The organism is Helicobacter pullorum NCTC 12824 (assembly GCF_017979475.1).
GTDB classification, from domain to species: Bacteria; Campylobacterota; Campylobacteria; order Campylobacterales; family Helicobacteraceae; genus Helicobacter_D; species Helicobacter_D pullorum.
The window spans coordinates 52,237-66,027 of record NZ_JAERIT010000001.1 but is presented as its reverse complement, the minus strand read 5'-3'; the positions used below and the strand labels follow the sequence as shown (position 1 = coordinate 66,027).

10 protein-coding genes are annotated in these 13,791 nt (G+C 31.6%); all 10 read left to right on the top strand.

Going from position 1 to position 13,791, the window contains the following annotated elements; all coding sequences use genetic code 11:
* The first annotated feature begins 1 nt into the window (after position 1).
* The 10 genes from JJQ98_RS00310 to gyrB all read left to right on the top strand — a co-directional run bounded on the left by JJQ98_RS00310 (position 2) and on the right by gyrB (position 13,788).
* Entirely contained in the window at positions 2-1,183 is a 1,182-nt protein-coding gene (locus JJQ98_RS00310) for an aminotransferase class I/II-fold pyridoxal phosphate-dependent enzyme (RefSeq protein WP_151104954.1), read from the top strand.
* Positions 1,161-1,811 carry a pimeloyl-ACP methyl esterase BioG family protein gene (locus tag JJQ98_RS00305; RefSeq protein WP_104719572.1) on the top strand — a complete coding sequence of 217 codons (651 nt, stop codon included), beginning with the start codon at positions 1,161-1,163 and terminating at the stop codon, positions 1,809-1,811. Before JJQ98_RS00310 ends, JJQ98_RS00305 begins: the two co-directional genes overlap by 23 nt.
* Positions 1,798-2,529 carry a methyltransferase domain-containing protein gene (locus JJQ98_RS00300; RefSeq protein WP_054197999.1) on the top strand — a complete coding sequence of 244 codons (732 nt, stop codon included), beginning with the start codon at positions 1,798-1,800 and terminating at the stop codon, positions 2,527-2,529. The genes JJQ98_RS00305 and JJQ98_RS00300 overlap by 14 nt, the downstream gene beginning before the upstream one ends.
* Before the next feature lie 40 nt (positions 2,530-2,569).
* The gene (locus JJQ98_RS00295; RefSeq protein ID WP_054198000.1) at positions 2,570-3,298 is read left to right on the top strand and encodes an EI24 domain-containing protein; all 729 of its coding nucleotides are present in this window, start codon (positions 2,570-2,572) and stop codon (positions 3,296-3,298) included.
* A 3-nt stretch (positions 3,299-3,301) separates the two neighbouring features.
* The gene (locus JJQ98_RS00290; RefSeq protein ID WP_060662917.1) at positions 3,302-4,759 is read left to right on the top strand and encodes a replicative DNA helicase; all 1,458 of its coding nucleotides are present in this window, start codon (positions 3,302-3,304) and stop codon (positions 4,757-4,759) included.
* Between the two features lie 264 nt (positions 4,760-5,023).
* Positions 5,024-6,208: a hypothetical protein gene (locus JJQ98_RS00285; RefSeq protein ID WP_151104953.1), complete on the top strand. Its 1,185-nt coding sequence runs from the start codon at positions 5,024-5,026 to the stop codon at positions 6,206-6,208.
* A 338-nt stretch (positions 6,209-6,546) separates the two neighbouring features.
* Positions 6,547-8,736 (top strand): NADP-dependent isocitrate dehydrogenase, encoded by a 2,190-nt coding sequence (locus tag JJQ98_RS00280; protein WP_151104952.1) that lies wholly within the window; start codon positions 6,547-6,549, stop codon positions 8,734-8,736.
* 170 nt (positions 8,737-8,906) lie between these two features.
* Positions 8,907-10,199, top strand: a complete 1,293-nt coding sequence (gene dnaA / locus JJQ98_RS00275) for a chromosomal replication initiator protein DnaA (RefSeq protein WP_151104951.1) — start codon at positions 8,907-8,909, stop codon at positions 10,197-10,199.
* Between the two features lie 173 nt (positions 10,200-10,372).
* On the top strand, positions 10,373-11,440 hold the full coding sequence (gene dnaN / locus JJQ98_RS00270; RefSeq protein WP_005021734.1) for a DNA polymerase III subunit beta: 1,068 nt from the start codon (positions 10,373-10,375) through the stop codon (positions 11,438-11,440).
* Between the two features lie 29 nt (positions 11,441-11,469).
* The gene (gyrB, locus tag JJQ98_RS00265; protein ID WP_054195243.1) at positions 11,470-13,788 is read left to right on the top strand and encodes a DNA topoisomerase (ATP-hydrolyzing) subunit B; all 2,319 of its coding nucleotides are present in this window, start codon (positions 11,470-11,472) and stop codon (positions 13,786-13,788) included.
* Positions 13,789-13,791 lie beyond the last annotated feature (3 nt).

The following is a 13,791-nucleotide window of genomic DNA, read 5'->3' as shown; positions in this document are numbered from 1 at the left end:
TTTGAAAAATCCCCTCCAAACAATTTTGCAAGAACTCAAAGATTCTTCAAATTTTCGCACACTTTTTGCCCAAAAACACCAAGATTTAGAAATCCAAAAAAATGGAAAATGGCTTTTTAATCTTGCTAGTAATGATTATTTAAATCTTGCTAGCAACCAAGAATTTATTCATGAATTTTTAGATTCTGAACTTTTCAAAAAAAATTGCTTTTTTAGTAGCTCTTCCTCGCGAAGTTTAAGCGGAAATTTTGAAATTTATGAGGCTTTTGAAAGCCATTTGGAATCCATTTATCACAAAAAAGCTCTACTTTTTAATAGTGGTTATCACGCAAATGTTGGGATTTTGAATGCTCTCTCTAGGCTTAAGAATGTCTTATTTTTGGCTGATAGAAGTATTCATGCAAGCCATATTGATGGACTAAAATCCTTTAGCAAAATATCTTTAAAACGCTTTTTGCATAATGATATGCAAGATTTAGAGAAAATTTTAGAAAAAAATGCCAACAATTTTGAATTGATTTTTATTTTAAGTGAAGGGCTTTTTAGCATGGAGGGAGATTTTGCGAAAATAGAATCTCTCATTGCCCTAAAAAATCGCTTTAAAAATGTTTATCTTTATATCGATGAAGCCCATAGTATAGGTAGTTTTGGGGAAAATGGTTTAGGAATTTGTTATCCCTATTTGAAGGACATTGATTTTATTATTCTCACCTTTGGCAAGGCTCTAGCCTCTATGGGTGCTTGTATGCTATGCAATCAAGATTTCAAAGATTATTTTATCAACTTCGCAAGAAGTCTTATTTATTCCACTGCATTACCGCCTGTTAATATAGCTATGAGCTATTTTGCTTTTTTGCATTTGCCAAAACTTCATCAAGAAAGAAAAAACCTTGCCAAACTTAGTTTTGACTTCAAAAGCTCTTTACAAGAAGCTACAAACTATGAAATTATGGGGGATTACAATATCTTAAGCCTTGTCCTAAAAGAAAATCAAAAAGCGGTATTTTTCCAAAAAGAATTAGAAAAAAGAGGGTTTTTTGCTCCCGCCATAAAACCGCCAACAATTCCAAATAATCGTGCTTGCTTGAGGTTTTCACTCACACAAAAAATGCCCTTTAGCAAACTCCAATCACTCCATCACATTTTAAAAGAAATTGATAATGAATATATATCAAGAGCTTAATAATAATAAAAATATTTTATTAATTTTTGGAGGTTTTGCATCTCATCCTACGCATTTCAAAAACTTTATCCCCAAAAATTATGACTGGATTTTGGTTTTTAACTACCAACATTTGAAATTTGAAATATTAAACAATCTACTCCCATCCCTCCAAGATAAAACATTTCATCTTTTTGCTTTTTCTATGGGAGTTTGGGCGGCAAATTTATTTTTAAATTCTACACAATGCCCTTTAAAATTCGCTTCAAAAACTGCTATAAATGGCACAGAATATGGGATTGATGAAACCTATGGAATCCACCCAAAGCTTTTTGCTCTAACCCAAAAAAGATTCAATTTAGAATCCTTTAAAAACAATCTTTTTGGAGAACACCTACCCAAAACGCAAAATTTTACCTTTTTAGAAGAATCTTTGCTAAAAAAAGAATTACAATTTTTCTTAGATCATAGGAAAATCATTGAAAATCAATTCCCGTGGGATAGGGTTATTATTTCTCTCAAAGATGAGGTATTTTTCACAGAGATTCAAGAAAACTTTTGGCACTACAAAGGCTATCAAAACCAGATTTTTAAAATTCAAGCTCCGCATTTTGTCTTTTTTGATTGGGAATTTTATGCTAAAATCTAAGCTCCAAAAAACCTTTTTAAAAGCCCAAAATACCTATACTTCAGCCGCTATAATTCAAGAAAAAATGCAAAATACTCTGCTTGAAATTTTAATGAAACACAAACAAAAAATCCATTTTCAAAATATTTTAGAACTTGGTTGTGGCAATGGTAGCTTCTCAAAAAAAATTTGCAACCTTTTGACATTCGAACATTTTTTGGCATTAGATATTGTAGATTTTTCCAAAGAATTTGTGGGAGAAAAAATTCAATTTTTGCAATTTGATATGGAAAATATAAAAATGATAAAAAATTTTTATCAAAATTTACCATTTGATTTTATCGCCTCTAATGCTGCATTGCAATGGTGCAATCAAAACATTCTTCTTCCCAAACTCTCTTCACTTGCTTGCAAAAATGCGTATTTACTCTTAGGTATTTTTGGCACAAAGAATCTCTTTGAAATCAAAAAGTTTCTAGGCGTTGGCTTAGAATATTTGGATATCCATCAATATTATGATATTTTGAAAAAAGATTGGGATATTTTAGAATGCTTTAGCACTTTAGAAACTCTGCATTTTCACACACCAATTGAAGTATTTAGACATCTAAAAAACACGGGTGTAAATGTTTATGGAGATTCTTTTATTCTTACAAAAAAGCGACTTTTAGCCTATCAAGAATATTTCAACAATCAACTAACTTATGAGCCTATTTATCTTTTAGCACAAAAAAGGTAGAATCTATCAAACAATATCAACTATAAATTTGAGGCAAAAAATGGGAAATATAATTATCCAAACCAAACAACATTTGCAAAATGCAAAAAATGATTTTTTCACGCCTTTTATGCTAAAACTTGCTATTTTGCCTTTGGTGATTTCTTTGCTTTTTTGGGCAATTATCTTTTATTTTTTTGGTGATAATTTATTCTTAGAATTATATGATTTTATCCGCCCAGATTTAGCCATTGAAACTTCTTGGTTATCTTGGATTCAAAGCATATTAGATTTTATCATCAAAGCCACTCTTTTTATCGTGCTTTTTGTTAGTTTTTTGGTATTAAGTCTTCTTAGCAATCTTATCATTTGTTCATTTTTGACTCCATTAGTGGTGAATTTCATCCATAAGCGGCATTACCAAAATATCCAAATTGCACCTGATACTAGCTTATTTTCTTCAATCTTGTCGCTTGTATGGATTTATTTGGTATATGGATTTTTCTTGCTTATTTTAATTCCTTTTTATTTTATTCCTTTTGTGGGGACGCTTTTTGTCTTACTTCCAAACTATTGGCTATTTTCAAAAACACTCTCTCAAGATGTCGGAGAAAATATTTTCAAAAAAACAGAATTTAAAACCATAAAAAAAACCTACAAAACTTCTATAAGAAGCTTAATTTTGCCACTTTATGGATTAAGCCTCATTCCTTTTCTAAATTTTTTCATTCCCTTTTTTGCTCTTGCGGCTTTAACACATTTATTTTTTACTATCAAACAAGGAGACTAATCTATGGAAGTGCAAATTGAAAGAGCTGTTTTAAGTTCTATTTTTTTTGACCCCGAACAACTTGATAATGTAGCAGAGATTCTTAGCCCAGAGGATTTTTTATACACTCCAAATCAAAATATTTTTGCTGCTATGCTTGAATTACGAAAACTAGATATGCCCATTGATGAAGAATTTATCCTCAAAAAATCCACCAAATCTCGCCCTATCTCACAAGAAGAAATTTTAAATATTCTAGCAACTAATCCCATTAGCGACCTTAATTCTTATATCAATGAAATCAAAGAAGATTCTACCAAACGCAAATTGCATTCTTTGGCAATGAAAATCAATGAAGCAAGCAATGAAGCAGACCACCCCGTTAAAGATATAATAGACTATCTCCAAAGCGAGCTTTATAAGATTACAAATGTGCATGAAAATAGAGAATTTAAAGATTCCAAAGAAGTTACAATCTCTACTTTAAAATATATTGAAGAAATGAAACAAAAAGGAAACTCCGTCCTTATTGGCGTGGATACTGGCTTTCATTCTCTCAATGAAAAAACCACCGGTTTTGGCAAAGGTGATTTAATCATCGTAGCAGCTCGTCCAGCAATGGGAAAAACTACACTTGTTTTAAATATGGCACAAAAGGCACTTGACACAGGAAGAGGAGTGGCGTTTTTTAGCCTTGAAATGCCAGCAGAACAATTGATGTTAAGAATGCTTTCTGCCAAAACTTCTATCGCCTTGCAACACCTAAGAGTAGGGAATTTGCAAGATGATGAATGGCAAAGACTAACTCACGCTGCTGATGTTATGTCAAATGCACCGCTTTTTATTGATGATAATAGTTTATTAACCATTCATCAATTTCGCACAAAAATGCGTAAAATCAAATCCAAACACCCAGAAATCGGACTTGCAGTAATTGATTATTTGCAGCTTATGAGCAGTGCTGATGGCAAAAAAGATAGACATCAAGAAGTAAGTGAAATAAGTCGCGGATTAAAAATGATTGCAAGAGAACTTGAGATTCCTATCATTGCTTTATCACAACTCAACCGAAGTCTTGAATCAAGAAGTGATAGACGCCCTATGCTTTCAGATTTACGAGAATCTGGCTCCATAGAACAAGATGCGGATATTATTCTTTTTGTTTATCGCGATGCGGTTTATAAACAAAAAGATGAAAAAGAAAAAGAAGAAGCCGCAAAAAAAGAAGGCAAAGAATACAAATCAAACTTCACTCCCAAAAATGAAGAAGAGGCAGAAATTATCATTGGCAAACAAAGAAATGGTCCAACAGGAATGGTAAAACTTACTTTCCATAAACATTGCACGCGTTTTGTAGATAGCACAGATTCTAGAAACACATTAGAAATTATCTATGAATCCGCAGCACAAAACACGCAAACGCAATTTACACCGCCCCCTAATGACAAAGATAATATGAATATAGAAGCTCCAATTATTTAACTTTAGGATAGAGACGCAAAAATGGCTAAATTATCTACAAGCCTTAGATGACTATCCAAACGCCATTTTAAGCCTTGTTTGAAAAACTTCCTATCCTTGCAACATAGATTGTTTATTTTGCACTTATTATCCAAATTTGCAAGATTATGCGTTTTGATGAAATAAATGGCATTTTAGGGATTATAATCAATATTTTGCAAATAATGGAACACCTTTTGCTTACTTTTTCTTAATTTTTTTATCATTTTTAGAAAAGGTAGGCAAATGGCTAGTATATCTAATACCTACAACAATTATATGGGAGCTTACACAAGCCTATATAGTAATTCTAATAAAACTTCTAATACTCAAGATAGCCTTTCACCTTTACAAGATAATACAGAACAAACAAATTTAAGCGATAGTGAGATTTTAGACAAGATAAGTAATCAAACACATTTTTATCAAGAGAGCTGGAGGGACTCTAGAAATATAGTTATAGTTCGTGGATTATGTGATGTTGAAACATTGCGTTTAAGTGCAGGAACTTTCTACGATGAGGACAAAGGCTTTATTAGCAAGATTGACACTAAACTACAAGAAAAAGCTACTAAAAACATTACTCTACAAGAAGTAGAGGAAGCACAAGAATTTCTAAATAAGCAAATGGATAATGTTATGCTAGAGCTTTACAAAAAGAATCCTGAGCTTATGGAAAGCACTATGAAAAGAAGCTATGATTTTTACGCTAATGATGGCTTAAAAGATAATTATAAACCTAGTGAGGAAATAGCTAATCTACAATTTGATAGAAAAATATCTAATTTATTATTGGAATATGGCATAAGAACAGAAGCTCAAGAATTGGATAAAAGATTTGAAAATTTTTTAGTAGAGATAAAGAGAGATGTTCAAAATGGGAATGCGGATGAAATTACCTCTTCAACTTTAGCTATGGGAGTTGGCACATATAGAAGAGAAAAAATGCTAATGAGTGGTTATTCTTTTTTTTCTCAAGTTACAGATATGCTCTCTCCTGCACAACAAGAAAAGATTGCAGATGCAATCTCTAGTGTATTATCTTTTTATTCTCGCTCTAACTCAATAGATATTAATGGCACTAAAGTATCTTGGGAAACACAAGGGGAAGATGTTTATAGTATTTATGGCTATGGCTCTGATATTACTATGGGAGTAGCTTGTATCGATGTAAAAATAGAATATAATACCTCTAATGATGATTTTTTACTTCCTTTGAATGCTAAAAATTATAACTTTGATACTACCCAAAGTATTTTTGATATACTCAACCAAAAAGAAAAATTAGAAAAGGAAAATCAAGACTTGAAAAACAAACAAGCAATAGAAGCATATAGTTATGGCAATGGATATTCTAGCACTTTAACTTCTAAAACTTCTAAAGAAATAGATAGTTTCATTAATCAAATGATCAAGGAAGCAAAAGCATAATGCAAAAAATGCTTTTATTGCGCATTTTTTTGCTTGTTTTTATAACAAATTTTGCTTTTGCTTTTAGTGTTAAATCTCTACAAGAACTCCACAATCAAAATGTTATAAGGCAGCAATGAGCATTTATTGCTATTTTTGGATTGCTAGAATCTCATTTGTTCTTGATAGAATCTTGGGGTTAATTCCATAGCAAATTTTAAGACAAACAAAAAAGAATCTTCATTCAATGCAACAGAATTTCACGCTTCTTAAAAAGTAAAAAGATTCTTATCTAAAATTATTCTATTCTATGAAATTCTTTGCTATACTCTAGCAAAACTTCTTACAAAAGGATTCTTATGAAAATTACCTACACACTTACCGATGAATCTCCAGCACTAGCAACTTATTCGTTTTTGCCTATTGTCAAAGCATTCTTAAAAAAAGCAAATATTGAAGTTGAAACTTCAGATATTTCACTTGCTGCTAGAATCTTGGCACAATTCCCAGAAAATGGCTACAAAGATGAACTAACCTTGCTTGGTAATTTAGTAGAAATGCCTGATGCAAACCTCATCAAAACCCCTAATATTTCTGCTTCTATACCTCAACTAAAAGCAGCGATTAAAGAATTGCAGCAAAAAGGTTTTAAAATCCCTGATTTTCCTGATGAACCGCAAAATGATGAACAAAAAACGATTAAAGAAAAATATCAAAAAGTGCTTGGCTCTGCTGTAAATCCTGTTTTGCGTCAAGGAAATTCTGATAGACGCTGCACAAAAGCCGTAAAAGAATATGCCAAAAAAAATCCTTACAAAGTAATTCCTTTTGATAAAAACTCAAAAAGTCGAGTTTCTTATATGCAAAAGGGAGATTTCTTTGATAATGAAAAAGCAATTTTAATCCAAAATCCAACCACTGCAAAAATTGAATTTATCGATAACAATGGCAAAAGTATCGTATTAAAAGAAGGATTAAAATTAGAAAAAAATGAAATTTTAGATGCAACTTTTATGAGTGTGGCGGATTTAAGTGCGTTTTATGATGAACAAATCCAAGTTTGCAAAAAAGAAAATATTTTACTTTCTTTGCATTTAAAAGCCACAATGATGAAAGTAAGCGATCCAATCATCTTTGGCTATGCCCTAAAAGCTTATTTCAAAGAACTATTCAAAGAATTTAGCGAAGAATTTACAAAACTCGGAATCAATCCAAATAATGGAATTTCTGAACTTCTTAGCAAAATAGAGCATTCTCCCAAAAAGGTAGAGATTCTAGCAAAATATAATGAAATTTTAGCCAATAATGCTCCACTTTCTATGGTAAATTCTGACAAAGGGATTACAAATCTTCATATACCTAGTGATGTAATTGTCGATGCTTCAATGCCTGCGATGCTCAAAAATGGTGCGAAGCTTTGGGATAAAGAGGGCAAAGAATGCGATACTAATGCACTCATTCCAGATAAAACCTATGCAACCATTTATGAAGCTGTAATTGAAGATTTACACCAAAATGGCACACTTGATCCTAGAAGTTTGGGAAGTGTTTCTAATGTAGGTTTAATGGCTAAAAAAGCACAAGAATATGGCTCACATGACAAGACTTTTGTCGCTCCAGATGAAGGGGTTTTTAGAATCATTGATGAAAAAGGAAATACTCTTTTAGAACATAAAGTGCAAAAAGGTGATATTTATAGAGCAAATCAAGCAAAATATGATGCGGTGATTAATTGGATTGATTTAGGCATACAAAGAGCTGAAATTAGCGGAGATGAAGCGATTTTTTGGCTAGATTCTAAACGCCCTAGCAATAAAATTATGATAGATTTAGTGCAAACTAGACTAAAAGAAAAAGGCAAAGATATCAAGATTCTAGCTCCAAAAGAAGCTTGTTTAGAATCTCTAAAACTTATCCGTGCAGGGAAAAATTGCATTTCTATTACAGGCAATGTTTTACGCGATTATCTTACAGATTTATTCCCGATTTTAGAACTTGGAACTAGTGCAAAAATGCTTTCTGTTGTGCCTATGCTAAATGGTGGAGCGATGTTTGAAACAGGGGCTGGTGGAAGTGCGCCAAAACAAGTTGAACAACTTGTAGAAGAGAACCATTTGCGTTGGGATAGTTTGGGAGAATTCCTAGCACTACAAGCAAGTTTAGAATTTTTTGCACAAAAAATGAATAATACTCAAGCACAGATTCTAGCAAATTGCCTTGATGAAGCGATTGCACAATGGTTGGATAATAACAAAGCACCTTCAAGAAAAGTCAAAGAAGATGACAACCGCACAAGCCATTTTTATCTAGCAATGTATTTTGCCAAAGCACTAGCTATGCAAGATAAAGATACAAATTTACGAGATTTCTTTAAACCTATTGCAGAAGAATTAGAAAATAAACAAGACATTATAAGAGCAGAATACATTAACACTCAAGGCAACAAAGTAGATTTGGGTGGTTATTATAAATTTGATGATTTTAAATGCAATGCTATTATGCGTCCAAGCACAACATTCAATGCAATTTTAGATAAAATCTCTCAATAATTTACTCAAATAAAAAAGGATTAGAATATCAATCCTTTTTTATCACACCTGATGATAAAAATACAGATTATTAAATTTTTAGCAACTCTTAGATAAAATCTAAAAACAAAAGTTTTTCACATAATATTCACAGAATGTGAATAACTAAATTTATAAATATTGAGGTTATTTTGCACCCTATTTTATTGCAACTTAAAAAAGAAATTACACCTTTTGAATTTGATAATTATATCAATCAGCTTCATTTTAATGAAAAATATTCACGCGATGATAGAATTATTTTTAATGCTCCAAATACAATTATTGCTAGCTGGATAAAAACCAAATACGCTAGCAAAATTGCACAACTTTTTGAAATACAAAATGGCTTTAAACCCGAAATTATTATTGAAGTTTTTAACCCCAACAAAAAAAAAGACAACAAACACAATACAAAAAAAATTCAAAATGCTACAAATCTCAATCCTTCTTTGACTTTTAATTCTTTTATTGTAGGAAATTCTAATAGTTTTGCTTTCAATGTTGCAAAAGCAGTGGCACAAAATCAAAGCACAATCTATAATCCTCTAATGATTTATGGAAATACCGGGCTTGGCAAAACACATTTGCTAAATGCCATTGGGAATGCTAATGTCAATGTTGGAAAATCTGTAATTTACACAACAAGCGAACAATTTTTAAATGATTATTTACTCCATATTCGCAACAACACTATGGATAGATTCCGTGAAAAATATCGTGCTTGTGATTATTTGCTTATTGATGATATACAATTTTTGAGTGGCAAGAATCAAATTCAAGAAGAATTTTTTCACACCTTCAATGAACTCAAAAAAAATAATAAACAAATTGTTTTGACTTCTGATAGACCTCCAAAAAATATGGATGGTTTGGAAGAAAGATTAAAAACTCGTTTCACTTCAGGACTTCTAGCAGATATACAACCTCCAGAATTAGAAACCAAAATCAATATTATTAATGCTAAATGTGAATTAGATGGGATTCATTTGACGCCCCAAGTTATTGACTTTATTGCTGCAAATATCAATGATAATATCCGAGAGATTGAAGGGGTTTTGGTAAAACTTAACTTCTCAATTAATGTCACTAATGTCCAAGAAGTAACTATTGACTTTGTAAGAGATATTCTCAAAGAATATATCAAAGAAACAAAAGAAAACATTGATATGGACGAAATCATTGAAATAGTTTCTAAATATTATAATATCAAACCATCAGATATTCGTAGCAAAAGTCGCTCTAAAAATATCGTAACTGCTAGAAAAATCGTTATTTACCTAGCTCGCACTCTCACGCCAAATTCTATGCCTTCTTTGGCAAATTACTTTGGAATGAAAGATCATAGCACAGTAAGCAAAGCAATGAAAAGTATTCAAGAAGAAATCAACAAAAATCCAAACTTCAAAACAATTATTGAAGAACTAAAAAATAAAATCAAGTAACCATAATTTGAAACTTTTAAACAAACTTTTGCTAAAATAGTGAAATTATGTGAAAAACAAATAACAAAAAATTCACACAAAAAACAACCAAAATTTAGGAATTCTTAGTAGTTATTCAACTTTTCAACCTCTCTACTAATACTTCTAAATTTTAAAATAAAAGGAGCTTTACTATGAACATTACCTTACAAAACAGCGTTTTAGACAATATATTCACTGCTTTACAACCTTTCTTGGACAAAAAAGATTCTAGTCAAATCACTTCTCATATTTATTTAGAAACACGAGATAATCAACTAATTTGCAAAGCAACTGATTTTGAAATGGGGTTATGCAGTATGACAGATTCTCTTACTATCAATGAACAAGGAATCGCAACTGTCAATGGAAAACAAATCCTAGATATTATCAAAAGATTAAAAGAAGGTGAGGTTAATCTCTATACTAACAACGAAAATTTACACATTAAACAAAACAAAAGCTCCTTTAAATTACCAATGTTTAATGCACAAGAATTCCCAACTTTCCCAGAATATGAAACCTTACCCAAATTAGAAATCAATTCCTTAGAGCTCATTTCTTCAATGAAAAAAATATTCCCTGTTATTGATATTAACAATCAAAAAAGAGAGCTTAATGGAGCTTTGTTAGATATCAAAGAATATTCTTATAATTTTGTTGCAACAGATACTAAACGCTTAGCAATGGTAAAATTCGATAATGCTTCAGGAAATAATTTAGCATTAATTTTCCCCAAAAAAGCTATCACAGAAATCCAAAGATTGTTTTTTGATAATATTGAATTATTTTATAACGAAAGAAATATCATCATCAAATCACAAAATTATATTTTCTTTTCTCATCTTATTAATGGTAAATTCCCAGATTATGAGAAAATCTTGCCAAAAGAGATTCAAACAGAATTAGTCCTCCAAAAATCTAGTATCATTGAAGGAATCAAAGTAATCAATTCTGTAACTAATGATGTGAAATTAACCTTTAGACCTAATGAAATTCTTTTTGAATCTTTAAGTCAAGACAATTCAGAAGCACAAACTCAAATTGAAATCAATTTACCTATCACAGAAGAAATTGAAATCGGTATCAATTCTCGCCATGTATTAGACTTTTTAAGTCAAATTGATTCAGTAGAATTTATTTGGGGATTAAATGGCAAAAATGCACCTTTTGTCCTAAAAAATGGAAACTTTTCAACCGTAGTTATGCCAATTATTCTTTAAAATATCTGTAATTTTAGCTAAGGAAATGAATGGAAAATAAACAATATTCAGGTAGTAGTATTAAAGTATTAAAGGGTTTAGAGGCTGTTAGAAAAAGACCGGGAATGTATATTGGGGATACCAATATTAATGGATTGCATCATCTTATTTATGAAGTTGTAGATAATTCTATTGATGAGGCAATGGCAGGGTATTGTAATGAAATTTCTATCACTCTAACCAAAGAAGGAAGTGCGATTATCAAAGATAATGGACGCGGAATCCCAGTGGATATTCACCCTACTGAAAATATTCCTGCTGCAACAGTGGTTTTAACAGTGCTTCATGCAGGTGGGAAGTTTGACCAAGATTCTTATAAAGTTTCTGGTGGTTTGCATGGAGTTGGAGTTTCTGTTGTTAATGCTCTTTCAAAATCTTTGCAAATGACTATTTACAAAAATGGACAGATTTATCGCCAAAATTTTGCACAAGGGATTCCACAAGATGAATTAACAATCATTGGTGAATGCAAAGAAAACGGAACAACTATTGAATTTATTCCTGATGGAACAATTTTTGAAGTTACAGAATTCCAAAGAGAAATCTTAGCCAAACGCTTCAAAGAATTAGCCTATCTTAACAAACAAATTACAATCCATTTTAAAGATGAACGAGATAATTTCGAGGAAACTTATCATTTTGAAGGAGGTTTAAATCAATTTGTAAGTGATTTAAATAAAAAGCCTCTTATTTCTACAATTATTAGTTTTGAAGGGCTAGAAAATGATGTAGAAATGCAAATTGCTTTAGCTTATAATGATGGCTTTGATGAAAAAGTTTTGAGTTTTGTTAATAATATTCGAACCATAGATGGTGGAACTCACGAATCAGGTTTTAGAATGGGTTTAACCCGCGTAATTACAAATTATATTGAAGCTAATGCAAATGCAAGGGAAAAAGATTCTAAAATCACAGGTGAAGATATCCGAGAGGGATTAGTAGCGATTGTTTCTGTCAAAGTCGTAGATCCTCAATTTGAAGGGCAAACAAAAGGAAAATTAGGAAGTTCTTTCGTGCGTCCAATCGTGCAAAAACTTACCTTTGAGAAACTCACAAAATTCTTTGAAGAAAATCCAAATGAAGCAAAAGCGATTATGCAAAAAGCACTTTTGGCAGCAAGAGGAAGGGAAGCAGCCAAAAAAGCAAGGGAACTCACACGCAAAAAAGAAACTTTTAGTGTAGGAACGCTGCCTGGGAAACTTGCTGATTGCCAAAGCAAAGATCCTAGCATTTCAGAGATTTATTTGGTAGAGGGAGATTCTGCGGGAGGTAGTGCAAAGCAAGGGCGAGATAGGGTTTATCAAGCAATCTTGCCTTTAAGAGGGAAAATTTTGAATGTTGAAAAAAGTCGCCTTGATAAGATTTTAAAAAGTGAAGAAATTAAAAATCTTATTACTGCTCTTGGTTGTGGGATTGGGGAAGATTTTGATATTAGTAAAATTCGCTATAACAAAATCATTATTATGACCGATGCTGATGTCGATGGTAGCCATATTCAAACTCTTTTGATGACATTTTTCTTCCGTTATTTACGAGGCATTATTGAATCAGGTTATTTGTATATTGCACAACCACCTTTGTATCGTTTCAAAAAAGGCAAAAAAGAAATTTATCTCAAAGATGAGAAAGCTTTGAGTGAATATTTAATCGAAAATGGCATTGAAAATTTTGAATTTCAAGGGATTGGGACAAAGGATTTAATAGAATTTTTCAAAATTGTAGCTCATTATCGCTCTACACTTAATGAATTAGAAAAACGATTCCAGCTCATTGAAATTGTGCGGCATTTTATTGAAAATCCAGATTTGATTGGTATGAAAAATCAAGAATTGTATGAACAAATCAAACAAAAAATCCAAAGTTTGAATTTTAATATCCTAAATGAAATGTTAGATGAGCAAAGGATTCATCTCTATGTGCAAACAGATTCAGGATTGGTAGATATTAAAATTGATGATGAATTATTTACTCATCCGCTTTTTGAAGAAGCACATTTTGTTTATGGCAAATTAAAAGAACGCAATTTAGAGTTTTTGCAGGGCAATGATCCAGTAGAAATGCTAGAAAAAATAGAAGAAAGCAGCAAAAAAGGCGCGGATATCCAAAGGTATAAAGGTTTGGGAGAAATGAATCCAGAGCAACTTTGGGAAACTACGATGACTCCAGAAAATCGCCGTTTGATTCGTGTAGAAATCAAAGATGTGGAAGAAGCAAGCGATGTCTTTTCACTCTTTATGGGAGATGAGGTTGAGCCAAGACGCGAATATATCCAAGCTCATGCAAAAGATGTAAAACATTTAGATGTATAGGGA

What these genes read in the sequence shown, in the direction of transcription:
- JJQ98_RS00305 (WP_104719572.1), top strand. Translation starts at nt 1,161, where the DNA reads ATGAATATATATCAAGAGCTTAATAATAATAAAAATATTTTATTAATT.
- JJQ98_RS00300 (WP_054197999.1), top strand. Translation starts at nt 1,798, where the DNA reads ATGCTAAAATCTAAGCTCCAAAAAACCTTTTTAAAAGCCCAAAATACC.
- JJQ98_RS00295 (WP_054198000.1), top strand. Translation starts at nt 2,570, where the DNA reads ATGGGAAATATAATTATCCAAACCAAACAACATTTGCAAAATGCAAAA.
- JJQ98_RS00290 (WP_060662917.1), top strand. Translation starts at nt 3,302, where the DNA reads ATGGAAGTGCAAATTGAAAGAGCTGTTTTAAGTTCTATTTTTTTTGAC.
- JJQ98_RS00285 (WP_151104953.1), top strand. Translation starts at nt 5,024, where the DNA reads ATGGCTAGTATATCTAATACCTACAACAATTATATGGGAGCTTACACA.
- JJQ98_RS00280 (WP_151104952.1), top strand. Translation starts at nt 6,547, where the DNA reads ATGAAAATTACCTACACACTTACCGATGAATCTCCAGCACTAGCAACT.
- dnaN (WP_005021734.1), top strand. Translation starts at nt 10,373, where the DNA reads ATGAACATTACCTTACAAAACAGCGTTTTAGACAATATATTCACTGCT.
- gyrB (WP_054195243.1), top strand. Translation starts at nt 11,470, where the DNA reads ATGGAAAATAAACAATATTCAGGTAGTAGTATTAAAGTATTAAAGGGT.